16 protein-coding genes are annotated in these 16,416 nt (G+C 63.8%); all 16 read right to left on the bottom strand.

What is annotated here, in order from left to right:
• Nucleotides 1-78: 78 nt before the first annotated feature.
• Nucleotides 79-717, bottom strand: coding sequence for a hypothetical protein (locus ABD683_RS11165; protein ID WP_344769972.1), 639 nt, complete (start codon nucleotides 715-717; stop codon nucleotides 79-81).
• Nucleotides 714-2,162, bottom strand: a complete 1,449-nt coding sequence (locus ABD683_RS11160) for a type IV secretory system conjugative DNA transfer family protein (RefSeq protein ID WP_344769971.1) — start codon at nucleotides 2,160-2,162, stop codon at nucleotides 714-716. The genes ABD683_RS11165 and ABD683_RS11160 overlap by 4 nt, the downstream gene beginning before the upstream one ends.
• The gene (locus ABD683_RS11155) at nucleotides 2,159-2,620 is read right to left on the bottom strand and encodes a hypothetical protein (RefSeq protein ID WP_344769969.1); all 462 of its coding nucleotides are present in this window, start codon (nucleotides 2,618-2,620) and stop codon (nucleotides 2,159-2,161) included. The genes ABD683_RS11160 and ABD683_RS11155 overlap by 4 nt, the downstream gene beginning before the upstream one ends.
• A gap of 14 nt (nucleotides 2,621-2,634) precedes the next feature.
• Nucleotides 2,635-4,029 carry a peptidoglycan DD-metalloendopeptidase family protein gene (locus ABD683_RS11150; protein ID WP_344769968.1) on the bottom strand — a complete coding sequence of 465 codons (1,395 nt, stop codon included), beginning with the start codon at nucleotides 4,027-4,029 and terminating at the stop codon, nucleotides 2,635-2,637.
• Nucleotide 4,030: 1 nt separating this feature from the next.
• Nucleotides 4,031-5,545: an ATP-binding protein gene (locus ABD683_RS11145; protein ID WP_344769966.1), complete on the bottom strand. Its 1,515-nt coding sequence runs from the start codon at nucleotides 5,543-5,545 to the stop codon at nucleotides 4,031-4,033.
• Nucleotides 5,545-7,047, bottom strand: a complete 1,503-nt coding sequence (locus tag ABD683_RS11140; RefSeq protein ID WP_344769965.1) for an SCO6880 family protein — start codon at nucleotides 7,045-7,047, stop codon at nucleotides 5,545-5,547. The genes ABD683_RS11145 and ABD683_RS11140 overlap by 1 nt, the downstream gene beginning before the upstream one ends.
• 15 nt (nucleotides 7,048-7,062) lie before the next feature.
• A complete protein-coding gene (locus ABD683_RS11135; RefSeq protein WP_344769964.1) occupies nucleotides 7,063-8,547 on the bottom strand; it encodes a TrbL/VirB6 family protein in 1,485 nt (494 codons plus the stop codon).
• Entirely contained in the window at nucleotides 8,547-9,365 is an 819-nt protein-coding gene (locus tag ABD683_RS11130; RefSeq protein WP_344769963.1) for a hypothetical protein, read from the bottom strand. Before ABD683_RS11130 ends, ABD683_RS11135 begins: the two co-directional genes overlap by 1 nt.
• The gene (locus ABD683_RS11125; RefSeq protein WP_344769962.1) at nucleotides 9,365-9,673 is read right to left on the bottom strand and encodes a hypothetical protein; all 309 of its coding nucleotides are present in this window, start codon (nucleotides 9,671-9,673) and stop codon (nucleotides 9,365-9,367) included. The genes ABD683_RS11130 and ABD683_RS11125 overlap by 1 nt, the downstream gene beginning before the upstream one ends.
• Nucleotides 9,660-10,064 carry a hypothetical protein gene (locus tag ABD683_RS11120; protein ID WP_344769960.1) on the bottom strand — a complete coding sequence of 135 codons (405 nt, stop codon included), beginning with the start codon at nucleotides 10,062-10,064 and terminating at the stop codon, nucleotides 9,660-9,662. The genes ABD683_RS11125 and ABD683_RS11120 overlap by 14 nt, the downstream gene beginning before the upstream one ends.
• 487 nt (nucleotides 10,065-10,551) lie before the next feature.
• Nucleotides 10,552-11,433, bottom strand: a complete 882-nt coding sequence (locus ABD683_RS11115; protein WP_344769958.1) for a hypothetical protein — start codon at nucleotides 11,431-11,433, stop codon at nucleotides 10,552-10,554.
• Nucleotides 11,434-11,644: 211 nt separating this feature from the next.
• Entirely contained in the window at nucleotides 11,645-14,842 is a 3,198-nt protein-coding gene (locus ABD683_RS11110) for a LysM peptidoglycan-binding domain-containing protein (protein ID WP_344769956.1), read from the bottom strand.
• Nucleotides 14,843-14,941: 99 nt separating this feature from the next.
• Nucleotides 14,942-15,355, bottom strand: a complete 414-nt coding sequence (locus ABD683_RS11105; RefSeq protein WP_344769954.1) for a TadE/TadG family type IV pilus assembly protein — start codon at nucleotides 15,353-15,355, stop codon at nucleotides 14,942-14,944.
• 18 nt (nucleotides 15,356-15,373) lie between these two features.
• Complete coding sequence (locus tag ABD683_RS11100) at nucleotides 15,374-15,787, bottom strand: TadE/TadG family type IV pilus assembly protein (protein ID WP_344769952.1); 414 nt, start codon at nucleotides 15,785-15,787, stop codon at nucleotides 15,374-15,376.
• Complete coding sequence (locus ABD683_RS11095; protein ID WP_344769950.1) at nucleotides 15,784-16,137, bottom strand: TadE family protein; 354 nt, start codon at nucleotides 16,135-16,137, stop codon at nucleotides 15,784-15,786. The genes ABD683_RS11100 and ABD683_RS11095 overlap by 4 nt, the downstream gene beginning before the upstream one ends.
• A gap of 56 nt (nucleotides 16,138-16,193) precedes the next feature.
• The gene (locus tag ABD683_RS11090) at nucleotides 16,194-16,391 is read right to left on the bottom strand and encodes a hypothetical protein (protein ID WP_344769949.1); all 198 of its coding nucleotides are present in this window, start codon (nucleotides 16,389-16,391) and stop codon (nucleotides 16,194-16,196) included.
• Between the last annotated feature and the right edge of the window lie 25 nt (nucleotides 16,392-16,416).

Here is a 16,416-nt window from a genome sequence, read left to right as displayed (position 1 = left end):
GGGCGAGGCAGCGAATTGGCCCCACGAAATTCTCTGAGCGCGATTCTGAGCGAGGTTGATGATGAACTTCTCCCACATTCAGTCGAGAAGTTCGCCGGTCGCCTCGTTCACCAACCGCAGGTGCACTCGGTCCGTTTCGGCGATCGTTGGCGACATGTTGTCGGTGATCGACCTCAAGTCTTGAGCGAAAGCCTGGTGCCGTGGTTTTGTCCGGCTGTCGTCGAGGTGGCGATTGAATCGACCCGCCGCTGGCCACACCTTCGGATGATTTTCATCGCAGTGGGCGGCCACTCGGTGCCGCATGCGTTCGAGGAAGGCCGGAAGCGCGTACCGATGCCACTCTTCGAGCGCGTCGCTGGTGAGCGCGCGGTCCGCGCGGCGACGAAGGTCGGCCAAGACGGCGAGCTCGTGAACGAGGTGGGCGTGCTGTGGCCAGCACGATGGGATGATGTCGACCGGATCAAACACGAGTTCGTGATTGATCCAGACCACGACCGCGTCAAGCCAGCTCCACAGCTCAACACGCAGCTGTGGTTTGGTGCATGTCGCTGGCGCCCACGGCCGCGGGAGGTCGGCGATTCTGCCGAGCGACTTCTTTTGTTCATCCGTCCCGTTTTCGGCGAGGTCGAGCTCGCGGTAGGCAAGGGTGAGGCTCGGCCCTGGTCGCGGGAAGGGTTGGACCAGCGAGAGTTCGGCAGGATAGCGGGTGGCGGTCATTTGGCTCCCCATCCGGTGAGTCCGCGTCGCTGTGACTCCACAAGCGCCGCCGTGGCGCGGGCTTGGGGGTCGACCGCGCCACGTTGGGCACGCCCAATCCGTTGCCGAGCGGTTTGCTGGGCGGCGAGCAGCTCGCGGCCCGGTCTGCCGTCGATCGCGCGTGTCAGCTTTGCGATCATGGGTTTGCCGTTCTCGGCGACCACCAGCGCGTGGCGTTCATCAAGTTGGCGGACTTCTGCTCCGGTGAGGATAGGAATGTCGTCCGCGCTTGCGGTGCGGCCGGCCATGGCGCCTGACTGCCACGTGTGGCGGCTGACACGCACCGGGCCAAGGAGGTCTGAGATCTCCTGGTTGAATGACACGTCTTTGGAGCCGCCAAACATGCACAGAACGTTGGTGAGACCAAACAGGGCTCGGGCTTCTTGCTCGCCGAAGATCGCAGCGAGCTGGCGCCACGTTTGCACGGCGTAGATGAACGACAGGCCGAGGGCTCGCTCGTTGGCCATTCGCGTTCGCAAAGTCGGGAGTGGCGCTGTGGATGGAAGCTCATCAAGACACGCAAGCATCGGCGGGCAGAGCCGACCATAGGGTGACCGGTTCGCGGCAGCGAGTGCCGTATCGAGCACATGCTCGGCCACGGCGGTCATCAGCGGTGACGCGCTGGCGTAGGGGTCTTCGCGACCAAGCAGGTAGATCGTGCCGCCTCGTGCGATCACATCGGCCAAGTCTGTCGCCTTTCGACCCGCCGACGGGATGCACCGCCTGCGAATGTCGGCCTGGAAGAACAGGCTCATCGCCTGTTGCACCGTAGTGACGGTGTTGCCGGCTGTGCGGTCGTCGCCGCGCAGTGCGCCGTGGAGCAGGCCGGGCCAGAACGGGGCGGCGTGAGGGTGTTCGCGCAAGATCTCAGTCGGTTCGGTGGCCGAGCGTGGGTTCGCCACCCATTGCAGGACCTCGTCGAGTCCGTGTCCTGCCAAAGCGGCGGCGTGGAAGAAGGCTTGAACGACTTTGGCAGCTTCGGCGGCGTAGAAGCGCGCCGCATCATCGCCGTGGCCGCCAGCCACTGCGCCCTTGACGGTGCCGGCGGTGAATGCCTTTGCCCGGCGTTCGGCAACCATCGGGTCGACGCATCCCCCGATTGGATCCCACACCAGTTCCGGCAAACCTGGTGCAAGGCCGAATGGGTCGAGCACCACGCAGGGCCGGTCGTCAGTCGACCTCGCGTCGATGGTGAGCAGGAGGTCGTCGACCTTGGTCAACGTCACAAGAGCAGCGCCCGGCACACCAAGCAGTGCCGGAACCAGCAGATCGAGCGTCTTACCCGATCCCTGCGGCCCAATGACACCCGTCGTGCGATCCCACGGAACCCAAAGGTCGCGCTTGGTGTGCGGCTCAGCGGCGGCTCCGATCCGCCAGCCAACCTGGGTCGGGTCAATGGTCTTCATGCGTTGGCGCCCTTTTCGTACAAATCGGGTCGGATGATCGCGGCGTTTCTGCGCAGGCGTGAGATCCCGAGCAGCTGGTCGGCCTCCGATGGTGAGGCCATGCCCTGGATGCGACCGGGTCCCCATTGCCTCATCCCCCATCGCAGGATCAATCCAAGGATCGTGAAGACTGCGAGCTCCGTGACGACGATCCAGAACCAGAGTTCCCTACTGCTGGCATGTCCAGCTTGGTACTCAGGTAGTCCTGCTGTGGCGTCGCCGTTCAGAAGATCTCCCAAGGAGGAGAACAGAGCAGCTCGAGCTGGAAACGAGAATGTCCCGCCAGCGAAGACGTTGGCGATGGCGCGGGCCACGTGCAGGGCCAAAGCCATGACCAGTAGAGCACCAGCGGTGATCGCTGCCGGGATTTCCCACGTCCAGGGATACGGGTTGGTGCGTCGCGCCTGCTGCAGCTTCATATCTTTCCTCGCTCCTAGGTGGCGTTGGGTGTCGCAGCGAACGCGAACTCGACCCAGATCATGTTGTGATCTGACTCCCCCTCGTCGGCGAGAACCTGAGTCCACTGGGGCACGCCGATCTTGTCCGGGTCTATGACGATGTGGTCGATTCGAGCCCCGCGGTTTGACGGGTGTCCCCCGTTGTAGGACTCGTACTCCTGACCCTTTCGAGCATTGGCTACTTGCTCGGCCGAGCGGTATCCGCGGTCTGCGAAGAACCGGGCGACCTTGGTCTTGTTGCCCTTGCCCGGGATGTAGGAGTTGAGGTCGCCGGCATGGATGACGACGCTTCCAGGTTGTGTCTTTTGCAGGTCGTTCACCAGCTGGTGTGCCCGCGTGATGTAGCGGAGCCTGCGTGCGTCGTTGGCTCCGTCGACGGGGTGGACGCTGGAGACCACGACCGTCTTGTTGGTCCGTATGTCCCGCAGCACCTGGGCGACTCCGCCTTTGCCTTCGACGGCAAACTCTTTCGACGCGAGTGGTTTGCCCTTCGCTGTCTCGATCGAGACGCGGGACGGGTCGTAGAGCACCATCTTGGACTTGTTGTAGACCGCCAGCTTGTACGTCGGCGCCAGGGCGTTGATGATCGCCTTGCCTTGGGTGGCGCGTACGCCGGTCTCCTGCAGGCTGATGATGTCGGGGTGGGCTTGCTTGATCGTTGCGGCGATCAAGGGGATGCGCTGAGCCCATGGTTGGAGTTTGCCTCCGCCGCAGAACTCCAGGCAGATGTTCCAGGTCGCGACGCGGAGGTGGCCGTAGGTTGACCCGCTGGAGCAAACGGCCGGTGAAGTTGCGGAGGCGGGTTGCGCCGAAGTGACTCCGGTGATCGGTGCACCCTGGGCGGCCATGAACGGCCGCGGGTTGATGGGTTGTCCATCATTGATGACCTCAAAGTGCAGGTGAGCTCCGGTCACATATCCGGTCGCGCCCTGGGCACCGAGGTTTGTGCCGGCCCCGACTTGTTGGCCGACAGATACGCGTCCTGGGGCGGCCATGTGGGCATATCTCGTCTGCACGCCGTGACCGTGGTCGATCACAACCTGATTGCCGTACGCCGCGTTGTAGCCCCGTGTTTTCACGACGCCGTCGCCGGCGGCGACGACGGTCCTGTCGCCGCGCGCAACCAAGTCGATACCGGTGTGGAGCTTGGTGGTGTGCAGGATCGGGTGGTAGCGGATTCCAAACTCGCTGGTGACCGTGTATTGGCTGAGCAATGGTGGTCGCCACGTTCCCGACATCGCCACCACGGAGTCGTTGCAGGAGGCACCGATTGCGGCGGGGATGACGGCGCCAACGATGGCGCCGATTGCAAGCATGGGAAGCAGCAGAACGATCGCCACGCCGCCGATGACCAGCCCCCAGATCTTCACGTCACCCGCCGCCCGCGATGTTCTCGTTGGTGTAGGTCAAGCGCATCTCGTCGGGGTGCAGCATCGTTTGGACCTTGTACTGCTGGTCGCCCACGCACCACAGTGCGCGGCCCTTGCCCTGCATGGCCCAGTTGGTGACGATGTCGCGGGCGATCGGCCCCAGGCCAAGCATTTCCTCGAGTTCGCGTGCAATCCCGAGGTCTTGGCCGTGCAGGATCTTGATGTCGGCCAGGTGGAGAAGGTCTTTGGCGATCGCGACGGCCTGGCTGCCGGTGTCGCCGGCAGACAACATGTCTGACGGCTTGTGCGCGACCGCAAACTGCACGTCGCCGTCACGCCTGGACAGTCGCAGATCCGCGTCAAAACTCTTGACGGCTTCTGGTCCGAGGCGGAGCTGCTTCCATGACTCGTCGCGGACGACGATGCGCAGGTCCCCTGCTGGTGCCATTTCCCGCATCCCTCGGCCCCACGAGTTCAGGCAGGTCAAGGCGATGCCGACGGCCTCGTCGCCGAGTGGTTCGAGGCGAGACAGGCTGAGCGACTGGATCGGCGCCTTCCAGTCGACTTCGATGGTGGTGTGGTCATCGAACAGGCCTGCCAGTGCGCCGGTGACCAGTTGGCCCAGCGCGTCGCGCAGTAGGCGTGTTTCGTCGAGGAAGTGGCGCTCGGACGCGTAGCGGGTTTCATTGATCAGCTCGTTGGTGGGTGAGTCGAGAAGGTGCCACAGCTGGGGGATGGTGGTTTCGCGCAGGTGTGTACTTCCGGCCGAGTAGCCGGTGAGCATCTTCAGTGCTTGCTTGACGACGGCTTCATCGGTGGGACCGAACGGCACACGCTTGTCGCCGATGCGTTGGCTGCCGACGAGCCCCCGAACCAACGTCAACCAGCGGGAGAAGACGATTGCGGCACGGCCCTGCGCCTGTTCGGGTGACAGATCGGCCCAGCCTTGGCCCAGTGGCCCGATCGCCAGCGGGTTGATGCGGGTGGCCAGGCCGTGTCCCACGGCGAAAGGTTCCACGCCGAACGCGCGGCACAACAGTTCGTATTCGTCCTTGGTGTCTCCCAGGATGAGGCTGCGGTAGCCGAAATCCATCATCCGCAGGATGAACGCCTTGGTGGTGGCTGACTTGCCTCGGCCGGGTTTACCGAACGAGAAGATGTTGGGATTGGTGACCGGGATTTCGTCGTCGAGAACCCAGCCGATGGGATCTGCGTAGAACGCTCCACCGGAGAGGTGGTCGACTCCCATCTGTGCACCCGTTGGCGGCAACCCGGGAGTGGAGATGAACGGCCACAGCACGGGAACCTGGTCGCTTGTCATCCGCCACACAGCAACGGGGGCTTTGGCCGGTGACCAGCCTCGGCCCACGCGGAACTCACCATGGGTGGAGCCGTAGTGGAACAGTCGAGGGTCTTTGCTGGCTGGCGTTGCAATTGGGGCGGCTGGCAGCTCGTGGCCAAAGTCGAGCATCAGCCTGTTGACGTCGCGGCCCGCACCGTTGGTCGTGGCGCGCATCAGTTCGTGCCTCGGGTCAAGCTCACTCCGAGCGGGACTGTGGAAGCGGCGAATCCGACATCTTGAGACAGGTCCAGCCGCAGGGGGGCAAATCCGGCGCGGCGGATGGAGGCGTCGAGGCGACGGCCGTATTCGGCGATGCGCTGTGTTTTGGGGACGGTCACGGTGCACACGGCATACGGGTGGGTCATGGAGTTGCCGCGGGCGAGTTTGCGATCGAGGGCGCGGACCTTGTCGGCCTCGTCGCGCGCCTTGGTGCGCTGTTTGACCTTCGCCTTGTCCCGCAGTGCTTCGCCAAGGTCGGCTGCCCACTCTCCCGACGCCGACTGCCGGTCTGCGGTCGATTGGCGCAGGATCGGGAACGATGCCACGAAGCTGCGGCGCTCCCCCATCTCGGTCGGTGTCAGGATGGGTGCAAGCGCACCCATCAGCGCGCCCTTGACTGGCAGTTTGAGAGTTGCGCTCACTGAGTTCCATGCATCATGCGAGTAGTGGCGCACAAGTTGGTCCGCCCCGGATGGGCCGGCCATGGCCCAAGGCACGTCGGCGTTGACGGCACTGTCACTGGCTTGGGCTGCGAGCGCCTCGATGATTCCAGCGCGTTCGGCGGGTGCGAAGCCTGTTCGGCACGCGGCTGCGAGCTCTGGGGAGCTGAGCCAGGTGACGCTCGTCATCCCGACTCCCCCGCGCAGCTGCGACTCCAGTTCGCCCATCAGCAGGTACAGAACGCGTGCGCGGCCCTCGAGACCTCCGCCTGCTTCCTTGGCTTCCTTGGCGATTCGTGTCTCGGGGACAACCATCGTCACGTAGGCCTCGGTGCGCACCGAAGCGCGAGCGAGGGCGGTGTGCATGTCGTTGTTCACGCGTCGGGAAAGTTCAGGCCCCTGTGGTCGGCGGTGGGTTGTCATCCATTGGCCTCGCTCGGCGCCGTCGTCAGGCACGGTGCGGACAATGAACAGCAGTTCGTCGATGAGTTCTGTGCGTGAGCACAGGTCGAGCACGTCGCTCAGTCCGGTGCCGAGTCGGCGTCGTTCGTCGACTCCTGCCAGCCCGATTCCTGGGTGGACCACTGCGGCGGTCACGGCCCAGGTCTTCGTTGCGTGGTTCTGAATGATGGCGATGCGTGTTTGGGCTGGGCCGGTCGGTGGGCCGTCGTGGATCTCGACGGCGTTGAGCGCACCGGGGAGGTCCGCTTGGGCGAGGTCGGTTGCTTGCCCGCGGGCTGCGCGGGCGCGAAAGCGTGTCCGACCGGAGAGCCCTCCCACGGTGTAGCGGGTCATCGCTGTGAACCAGCCGGTTGCAGAGCGACCCCTGACCGGTACGACGACGATCGCGCTGATCACCGCCCACACCATCATGAATATGACGGCCGAGCCCCAGGACTGGCGTTGGATCGACCAGAAGACCGGAAGCAACGTCAGCGCGACGGTGCCCAGTTGCCAGCCCGACATGCCAAAGAAGAATCCGACCTTGGCGCGCGAGTAGTCGTTGTAGATGGTCACGATGTGTCCTTTCGGTTAGACGATCGGGGGAATCTCGGCGGCCGCGGCGGCCCCTCCTCCCGAGGCACCCCCACCCCCACTCGCACCACCAGGTGGTTTCGGCATTCCGCCAGCGCCACCGCCACCCCCGCCGGGACCGCCACCCGCTGTGGGCGCTCCGGCCGGTATGGATGGCATCGGAACGGACGGCGTCGAGCCGTCAGATCCAGAGGATGCTGCGTCTGGGTTTTGGTCGTCGTCGGTTGAGCCGGGATCGCGTTGGTCGGGGTTGAAGCGTTGGCTACCGCGTTGATAGTCGGGGAAGTACGACGAGTCGCCCACCGCTGTTTGATTCATGTCGTCGATGCCGACCGAGGCTGCTGTCGAGCCCGCCTTGGTGACCATGCCCAGGCCGGCGGCATACGCGGCACCAGCTGGTCCGGCGATGCCTGCAAGTGCTTGGCCGAACCGGCCGGAGGTGGCGGCGTTGCTTTGGGCTTCGCCCTGGGATTGGCCCCCTCCGGTGCTTTGTGAAGCGGCAGACGTCGTTCCACCTTGTCCTCCACCTGCGCCTCCTGTGAGGAGTCCCTGGAGTCCGCCGGCAGACGACATACCCGCGCGCATCGCTGCTCCCGAGCTGGTGCCAGGGTCGACGAACGCGAGGAGCCGGAACAGTGAAACCGGTGCCACGACTGACACCAGGATGAGCATGACGCCGGGAAAGGCTGTCCCGATCGCCGCCTCTGCGGTTTGCGTTCCGCCTTGGGCCACACCGCTGGTGAGCTTTACCCCAAGACCCATGACGAGCACGGTCAGCACCGGGGTGAACGCTGCGGCGTGGAACCAGCGCAGCGATTTCCAGAACCACGATCTACCCGCTTCGGAGACGAGCCCGGCCGCGGCCAGTGGGGTCATAGCTGTCAGGATCAGGAGCGCGGCCGCCCGCGTGAGCATGATGACGAAGTGGCCGAACGCGGCGACCCACAGGAAGAGACCGAGGATGCCCAGAACCGTCGCCAGCCCGATCTCGATGCCCGATTTGGCGAAGTCGAATTCTGGTATGGGCTTCCATTCAGACCAGTTGTTGATCTTCAGCAGGCTGTTCATCAGTGCCCGCGACAGGCCACCGCATGCAGCGATGACCGCGATGCCGTAGGTGATCCATGCGCCCCAGACCATGGCGAACTGCGCGGCCCCGATCAGCACCCGCGCAAGGCTTTTGCCGTCTCGGCGGAAGGCGGCGACGCCTAGCTGGACCAGCGACATGATCAGTACTAGTGCGCCGGCACCCCAGAAGGTCGTCTTGTAGATCTCGGCTGCGGGACCGCCCGATGAGATGTCGGGGGTCAACCATTTGTCCATCAGCCCCAGGGCCATGCGCAGCACCCATAGGCCGGCTGACCAGAGGGCAACCATGATGCCCGTCCAGCCTTCGGCGACAGCTTTGCCGGCGATATCTCCTGCGACCCCGAATGGGTTGAATGGTCCAAGGAATCCGAGCGGTCCTCCGTCCTGGTACATCAGTCGACCTCCTCGGAAATCCACAGCTTCCATCCGGCGTCGAGGCTTCTCTGCGATGCTGGCCAGGTCGACGGTGCTGGTGCCGGCGGCGTGCCGGCAGCGATAATCCATCCGTTGCCGGACCAAGCCATGCGCTCGCAGTGGCCGTATCCGAATCGGACGTGTTCGACGACGACGGCGGTGACGTCTAGCTGCACACACGCCAGCACCCAGTCAGGTCCGTCGTTGCCTTTGATTTGAGCGCCCACCGGGGTGGTTGACACGCTCACGGAGGTGTCGCCGTCGACCGTGCCGGCATTGGTGTGGAATGCCTGGATGGATTGCGCGAGCTCCCACGTGGCGAAGTCGGCACCTGGCGCTGCCCAGGCGTCGTAGACGTCGCGGGCGTACTCCAGGGACATCGAGTTGAGTGTGGCTACGGTGATGGCCCCTAGCTGGCCGACGGCTCCTTCTGGTGTGTGCGGGAACCCGGTCGGCACATCGACCGGTCCGACTGCGGCCGGAGAGTCAATCTGGATCCGGTCGGGCCGCACGAGGGCGGGAGCCGCCGGCTTCATGTCTTCGGCCGTCGATTCGAGCATCGCCTGGGCGGCGATGTCATCACGGTAGTCCTGGCCGCGAACTCCAGCCGTGTCAGCGGGCCACACCTTCTCAGGAGTGCTCGAGGAAGCCGACCCGTTGGTGGAGTCCGCGGTCAAAGCGTGCGCCACCGCGTAGCCGAGACCAACGATAATGAACACGGCAAATCCCGCGACTCCGGCCAGTGCCGTCAGCAGTTGCCGACGGCTCCACTCGGTGGATGGCTCCTTCTTGGACATCAGATGCAGCCGCTGCCGGTGACCCCGTCGATCATGGCGGGCACGACCATGTAGCCGATCGCTGAGAAGAAGACGACAACGGCCGAGATGATGCCCACTTTCGAGGCGTGTGGCATTCCGAACATGCGACCTGCGGCGATCGCGCCGATGGCGACGATGACACCAGCGGCGAAGAGGGCGAGCACACCCCACTGGATATAGCCGGTGATGTCGTTGACGTAGGTCTGCGCGCCAGGCGGCGCCTTGGGGCAGACCGTCGCTAGCCGCGAGACCAATTCCGTTGTGAGTGCTGTGTCAGATCGAAACATGGTTTTCGGTTCCTTTCGTGTCTTCGACCACGCGATCGAAGATGGTTTGGCATGCCGCCACAAGGTGTGTGGGCAATGGATCAGGGTTGAGTCCCGAAAGTCCGAGCGATGCATCCAGCGGGACAGTGAAGAGCCGCTCGGCGACGTCGACCGCGCGGACAGCCGGTGGTGTCGCGTTGTGCAGCGACTTGGGCCACTTCTTCGTCGACGGTCCGAGCAGCACACAGATGGCTGTCGTGGCTCGGCCCGTCACATGGAGGGCATGATCGAGCGCCCATAGTCCAGGAACTGTTGCGACGCTGACGACAATCATCGGCGCAGACCTGAGCAGTGGCGTCATCCAGCACTCAGCGGCATCGATGAGGGCGAGATCCCAATTGAGATCGAGCACAGTGAGCTCGGAGTCGCATGATTCCGGTGCAGGGACTTCGTCGACCGTTTGGAAGGTCGAGGTAGTGCGATCGATGAAAACCCGTCCTCGACTTCCTCGGCGCCATCCGCTCGCAGTGATGCCCAGCTCCGCGGTGGATGCGCGCGCTAGGCCAGAGGTATGCATGGATCCGCATTCGACGACGCGCGTCCTTCGCCTGCTGGCTGTCGCGAGGCCGAGCGCCACAGTGGTTGCGCCGACGCGACCCGTTGCGCCGGCTACGACGATGCACGGTTCGTCTGGCGACCATGGGTCAGCGCGTGGCCGACGACGCGAGGTTCCCTTGCTGCGGAAGTCCCCAGCTGCAACTGCAGCCCAAGCGCGCTGCAGCTCGCCTACTGAAACCGGAGTGGTCATGCCGAGTCACAGTCGGGGGTCTCGATGGATTCGGCCTCATTGCCAAGTGCCTCGAGATACACGTCTGCCTCGTCATTGGCATGCATCTCTATCACGCCACCCACCTGAGATCAGGAGCCGTGCCTCGAACGGTCAGAACCTGAGTGAGGTTGTCGAACCCGTTTGAGTAAGTGGCTAAGCGATCAATGGCTCGGGAGGCGCGCCGCGCCACGGTCCTGGTGATTTGGCCTCGCCGCTGAGCAACCACTTGGGTTGCAGCGGAGCCGGTCAGGCCGGCTCTGCCGCGTCCTGCGGGAACACATCCGATGTCGGCGGCGATGGCCAGATCAATCAGAAGGGAGCGGTCCGGGACTGAGATAACACCCGCCAAAATCGCATTGTCTAGCAAATCAACCACGAACTCAGCGTCGTCAATCCTCTCGTCGGTCTGATCCGCCCAAATCGGCACGTCTGGTTCGACGCAGATGGTCCGAGCCCACGTGCGGTCTTTGCGTCTTACACGGTCACCCAGACCGAGTTCGCCGAGCACACCGTGCCGGGTGTCGTGCAGGATTGCTGACGCCGCGGAGGTCCGGTGTTCCCATTTGAAGGTCTTTGCAGAGGTCCAAAGGTGGCTTGCAATGAGTGCGTTGACGTTGGCCGAGACGTTGAGGTCGGCCAGTCGACGAGCCAGATTTGTTGCGCCCGGTACGAGCGCCCAGGTGAGCGCTGTGGTGGCGGCTTGCTCGTTACCTCCGGTTGGCGAACCGAGTTTGGCTAGCGCGCGGATGGCTGCGTCTCTAGGGATCAGATCGGCTTGACGTGTCCACCCGCGCAGTTCGAGTAGGTCAGCGATGTCGGCCAGGGCTGGTTCTTCAGAGGCCCATCGTGACCAGCTGACGCGGGCTTCCATCATTGCTGGTGCGTCAACGTCGTCGACTCCAAGCATCGTTGCAACGCTCATGGCGGCTTCCTTCCTGGATGCGTTGTGCATGGCAGGAAGATCGCCGTCAGGTGTTACCTGATTCGTTCCCCAATTGCGCGTTTCGTGTGGGAAACGCAGGGGGAACGTCACGTTTGCGCAGGTCAGCGCACGTTCCCCCGAAAGTTGAAAGTGGTTGCGTCCATGGGTTGACCGGATGGTCGAAACAGCGCTGGCGGCGACCGGAATTTGGTCGCCGCCAGGCAGGTTTTCGGGCTGGTGTTTACATCGCGTCGTGATTCAGCCAACGTCGCGCGTCGATGATCCGCTCGGTGCGCTCGGTCAGTTCCTCAGGGGCTTCTCCGTCGTCAGATCGGTTGAACACCTCGTCGCGGACGATCCGTTCTGCTTCGGCTTTGTGTCCTTGAGCTTCCAACACGGTCGCCAGGTCGAGTCGCGCGACTTCCTCATCCGGCGCGGCCGTGACCGCTATTGCCGCCACCCTGCCGGCACGGTCGAGGTCGCCGATGTGCAGGCTGTGGGCGACCACCACGTGCGCGACGTCGGCAATTGCGCAAATTAGATGTTGATCGGCTCGGTCACCTTCCAAGAGCCAACCCCACCCACCGGGCCTGAGCTTTTCGTAGGGACGCCCGGTGACCAGTTGGAGAGCATGGACGAGATCCTCGATGCCGTCTGGGCCACTACTTTCGCCGCGGATCCGCAGTCTCCGGAAGAGGTCGGCGTCGACGAGCGCGTCCACTACCTGGTAGACGCCGACGCCACGCTCTTGTGCGGCTGGTGCATGGCGGGCGTCGGGAAGGAACTTCTCGCCCGTGGTCGGGTTGACGCCTAGCCAGTCACGCAGCGAGTTGATGTCGATCCTGACCCGCGATGTGGTGAGGTCAAACGCGGTCGCGACTTCGTCGGTGGTTGCTCCGTACGGACGCGACACGAGGTAGGCCAGGAGCTCGGTGTAAAAAGGCTTCCGCCGAGCGAGCGCTATTCCGCCTGTGCGCGCACCGACAGGGCCCAGGAGGGATAAGCGCGGCCGTGAGCAGTCGTCGGCGACCCAGGCGGCGAGGTCGTCGTCAAGATCAGGGTCCGCGGCGTGGACTTGCTGGCGCGTACGTTCGGTGACTTTCGGAGCGAGAGCTTCGAGGTCGGCGACAGTAGTCGCGGCAACGGATGTGTAGGCCAGGTCTGGCTCGTCTAGAAGGGACGCGGACGGCTCGAGCGTGCTCACTGCACGACCGACGCGGTACTGGTCGCGGAGTGATCCAGTCGAGGTGGCCATCGTCTGCCAGGGCAAGTCACCGGGTAGGTCGAGAGCGGGACTATCGGATCGTTCGTCGGCTTGGGTGAGTAGCGCGGCGCAGCCGTGAGCTTCGTCGGCGGTGAGCCCAACGACCGTGACTGTCAGGTTGACCGATGGAATGTTCAACTGGCGTCGCTCGTCGATGTGGACGGCGAATGCAGTGCCGCTGTCAGGACCACTGAGGACGACCGAGGTGGCCGTACGGCCACCATGGTTCGCGATCAACTCTGTGAGTTGGGTCAAGGCGGCGACGTCCGTGTCGTGGCCGGCGATAAGAACACGAGAGGGCCATGGGTCGGGATCCTTTTGTTGGGCTCGGGCTGTCGGCGTGTCGACGTCGTGTTCGGCGAGCCGGTCGATCACGTTGACTGCTTCGGTCACCGCTTGGGCTGCTGTCGTATTCACATCTTTGTGGATGTGGATTCGGTCTGGGCTGATCGGCTCGATTTCGGTTGCGACGTCGACGAGGTCCAGAGCCGTGTGCCGCGACCACGGGTTGCAGGCGATCTCCGCAGCGATGAATCGTGCGAAGTCGGTGACGGCCAGACTGTCGCCCGTCACTACGACGTTTAGGTCCTCGATGTTGAGCAACCATGTGCTTGATGCATCGTCGTGGCCAATGGTCACGAGTAGCGGCCATGGTGCGGGGCTGTCTGAGGCAGCTGTACCGATGGTGTCGAGGTTGATATCGCGGTCGATGACCCACAGGAGTCCATCGTCGGAAACAGCCCAGGGTGTCGTTGGCGGCTCGTTCGCCTTGACCTTCAGGTGGATGGCAATCGCTGCGGTCGTGACCTCCACTGCGGCTACGTCTGGCAGATCCTGCTGCGCTTCGATTCGAGCAACCGCCAGACGCTTCAGCAGTTCGTCGATCACTTCGACGGTATTGGTTGCAGTCGCTCCGACCACGCTGACAGATTTTTCGACCTGCGATGACTGCGGGTCGGGGGATGTGAGCGTTCGCCCCGGGCGTCGTACCCTGTGTTGCGATGCGCGGCGGGACCGAAGCATGAGCAGCATGGACCCGGCTAGGAGCGCCCCCGCGCCCAGCAATCCCGACATGGCCCACCCAGGCAGCTGCGAACCGTCATCTTCGGTTGCATCGGCAACCTCTATTCCCTCCAGCAGTTGGGGCTCAGCGTCCTGCGTTTCGACACCGCCCTCGACCGACCTTGGCGACGCCATTGAAGGTGGTTCGCCAACGCCCGCTTGGACCTGCCTGGGTTTATCGGATTCAGAAGCAATATCTGGCGTGGCCGAGGTGTTAGGCGGCAAAGTCTGCGCCGGCGAGACAGCGGGTCCAACGCTGGGAAGGTCGAGCCTTTGACCTGGGTAGATCAGGTCTGGGTCAGTCAACGGGGCAGGTTGGTCGAGCATTTTCGACTTCTCGAATATCTCCGGCCACTTCCCGGCGTCACCTTCGTGATCCAGCGCTATTTGCGACAGCGTGTCGCCTCGCTTGACCGTGTAGTCGAATCCATCGGCTCGCTCGTTAGCCGCGTAGGTGGAGTGCGCCGGCATGCGCAGTTCCCACCCGGTGATGATCGGGTCGGTCGCGCGAAACACCCTGCCGTCGGTCATGGTGTGTCCCTCGTTGAGTTGCACTATCTGGACGAACTTCGCACCATCACCGAGGTGTTTCTCGGCCAACGCCCACAATGTGTCGCCTCGGTGGACCGTGAGGGTTTCCTCGGCCGCTTCGACTTGGTCGACCACCTCCGGTTCAGGGTCAGCCTGAACGGTGGTCTCGGTGAAGATGATTTCAGAGGTCGGCGCGAAGGCGGGTGCCGCCGACGTCGTGGCTGCGACTGTGTCTGTGTGCAGGTTGATCATCGTGGATGATCCGATCGCGAAGACGACTGAGGAGATCAGGACCCGAGCGATCTGTTGCTGAAATCCGAAGGTGCCGACGGTCTGATGATCTACACCGCCGTCCTTGATGGCGAACCTGATTTCGACGCCAATGCACCACAGGAGTTGCGCCCACAGGACCCAGAGCGTGGCCGCGAGGATCCCGATGATCGCTTCGTCGCTGAATGGTTGGTCGAGTCTGATCCCGGTCTCTGGCCACGGGTTGCCGACAAACATGATCAGCATGGCTGGTATGCCGATCACGAGCGCAGCTAGAACCACCAATGCACCGACCGCTCGTATGAACCGCATTGTCGTCTCCCTTGCCTTTGGGTTGCCTTTGCCTAGAGAAAGTGCTGGCCATCTGCCGTTCAGCGACACTCGGCGGCCAACTATTTTCGCAGGCGACTTCTAGGGGCCGTCTTCGTCGATTGATTTGGCCGACGCTGACCCGCCGGTTGCGAGCTGGGTGACCCCGACGGCCGAGAGGATCGCGGTCTTGGAATGGCTGGCGAGCGTGACCGTCACCGTGTCTTCGTTGATAGAGATTTGGCCGCGCGGAGCTCCGACGCTGGAGAGGTAGTTCTGCGCCGCGGCGATCGCCCGATCGCGTGCGACTTTCGGTGTTCCTCCGTCGCGAAGACTGTCTTGGTCCAGGGCGTCGGCGCCGATGCGCGCCGCCTGTTCGGCCTGGCCGGTGAGGCGACGGTTGGAGGCCATCGCGTAGCCGCCGTCGATCACGAGCCCGGCCATGGACAGCAGAGCAACCGCGATCAGCACGACGAAAAGCGCTGTGACACCGTCTTCGCGGTTGCGGTCCTGCATGGCTTGCCCCTCCCCTGCTCAGCTGGCTCGGTAGTTCTCGATCGGCACCGTGGCGTTTGCGGTGAACACGCGCTGCCCGGGCAAGCCGGACAGGGCGACGTCGCCCAGACTGGCGGTGCATCGCACGGTGACTCTCACGGTGCCGCCGGGTCGGTAGTTCGACACGTTCACGTCCAAGGCGAGCCCTTGGCAGGACAACCCTGCGGAGCCGAGCGCCTCGATGGCCGTTGATCTGGCTGCGGCAGCTGAACGGTCGGTGTTCCGTTCGAGCGATGCGGCCCGGGCTGCGTCGGCAGCGACTCCCTCGACCTGTTGGCGTGCATGTGCCATCCGGCCCAGACCTACGACGAGTAGGAACGCGCAGATAATCACCGGGACGATGAGGACCATTTCGACGGCGGCCGTGCCGCGTTCGTCGCGCCGATCCATCATGGTCCTTCCTCGATCGGGGCGACGAACCGCTCGACCGGACCGGAGGCCGTCTCGCTGATCTTCGGGTGGATGCCAGGCACGAGCGAGATCACGCGCCCGGTCACCGTGACCGTCGCTGATTCGGGAGTTCGGTTCACCGTGACTGAGCGTTCTGACAGCATCTTGGGTCCGAGCGAGTCCAGGTATTTCGCCGTTCGCTCCTGGGCGTCTCCCTCACTGCCGTCGGCCTTGCGCGCAGCCGCGGCGCCTTCACCGGCGGCAGCTTCTGCAACTGATTGGGCGTGGGCGACGAGCGCATACTGCACGATGAACATCAAGATCAGCAGCAGCGTGGGCGCGATCAGAACCACCTGGACGACCGAAGTCGCTCCACGCTCGTCTCGGACCCGCCGGTTGCTTGTCATGGTCAGCCAGTGGGGATGGTGTTGGCCTTGTTGGTGAACTTGGTGATGATGATCGCTGCGATCGCGATCGCCGCGGCGGCGAACAGTGCTGTCAGGATGACCGTCTGCACGATGTCACCGCGTTCGTCGTGCTTGGGGTTGCGCAGCTCGCTGGCAACCTTGGCGGTGAGCCACGACCTCCACACTTGGATCTCGTTCATCTCATTTCCCTCTTCTCAATCGGTT

Origin of the sequence: Aeromicrobium panaciterrae, assembly GCF_039537165.1 — a bacterium.
In the GTDB taxonomy this organism is placed as follows: Bacteria; Actinomycetota; Actinomycetes; order Propionibacteriales; family Nocardioidaceae; genus Aeromicrobium; species Aeromicrobium panaciterrae.
The sequence above is the reverse complement of the archived record's forward strand: the minus strand, read 5'-3'. Positions and strand labels throughout refer to the sequence as shown.

Excerpts from the sequence above, each read along its gene's own strand:
- ABD683_RS11165 (WP_344769972.1), bottom strand. The coding sequence starts at position 717 with ATGACCGCCACCCGCTATCCTGCCGAACTCTCGCTGGTCCAACCCTTC.
- ABD683_RS11160 (WP_344769971.1), bottom strand. The coding sequence starts at position 2,162 with ATGAAGACCATTGACCCGACCCAGGTTGGCTGGCGGATCGGAGCCGCC.
- ABD683_RS11155 (WP_344769969.1), bottom strand. The coding sequence starts at position 2,620 with ATGAAGCTGCAGCAGGCGCGACGCACCAACCCGTATCCCTGGACGTGG.
- ABD683_RS11145 (WP_344769966.1), bottom strand. The coding sequence starts at position 5,545 with ATGCGCGCCACGACCAACGGTGCGGGCCGCGACGTCAACAGGCTGATG.
- ABD683_RS11135 (WP_344769964.1), bottom strand. The coding sequence starts at position 8,547 with ATGTACCAGGACGGAGGACCGCTCGGATTCCTTGGACCATTCAACCCA.
- ABD683_RS11130 (WP_344769963.1), bottom strand. The coding sequence starts at position 9,365 with ATGTCCAAGAAGGAGCCATCCACCGAGTGGAGCCGTCGGCAACTGCTG.
- ABD683_RS11125 (WP_344769962.1), bottom strand. The coding sequence starts at position 9,673 with ATGTTTCGATCTGACACAGCACTCACAACGGAATTGGTCTCGCGGCTA.
- ABD683_RS11115 (WP_344769958.1), bottom strand. The coding sequence starts at position 11,433 with ATGCACAACGCATCCAGGAAGGAAGCCGCCATGAGCGTTGCAACGATG.
- ABD683_RS11110 (WP_344769956.1), bottom strand. The coding sequence starts at position 14,842 with ATGCGGTTCATACGAGCGGTCGGTGCATTGGTGGTTCTAGCTGCGCTC.
- ABD683_RS11105 (WP_344769954.1), bottom strand. The coding sequence starts at position 15,355 with ATGCAGGACCGCAACCGCGAAGACGGTGTCACAGCGCTTTTCGTCGTG.
- ABD683_RS11100 (WP_344769952.1), bottom strand. The coding sequence starts at position 15,787 with ATGATGGATCGGCGCGACGAACGCGGCACGGCCGCCGTCGAAATGGTC.
- ABD683_RS11090 (WP_344769949.1), bottom strand. The coding sequence starts at position 16,391 with ATGAACGAGATCCAAGTGTGGAGGTCGTGGCTCACCGCCAAGGTTGCC.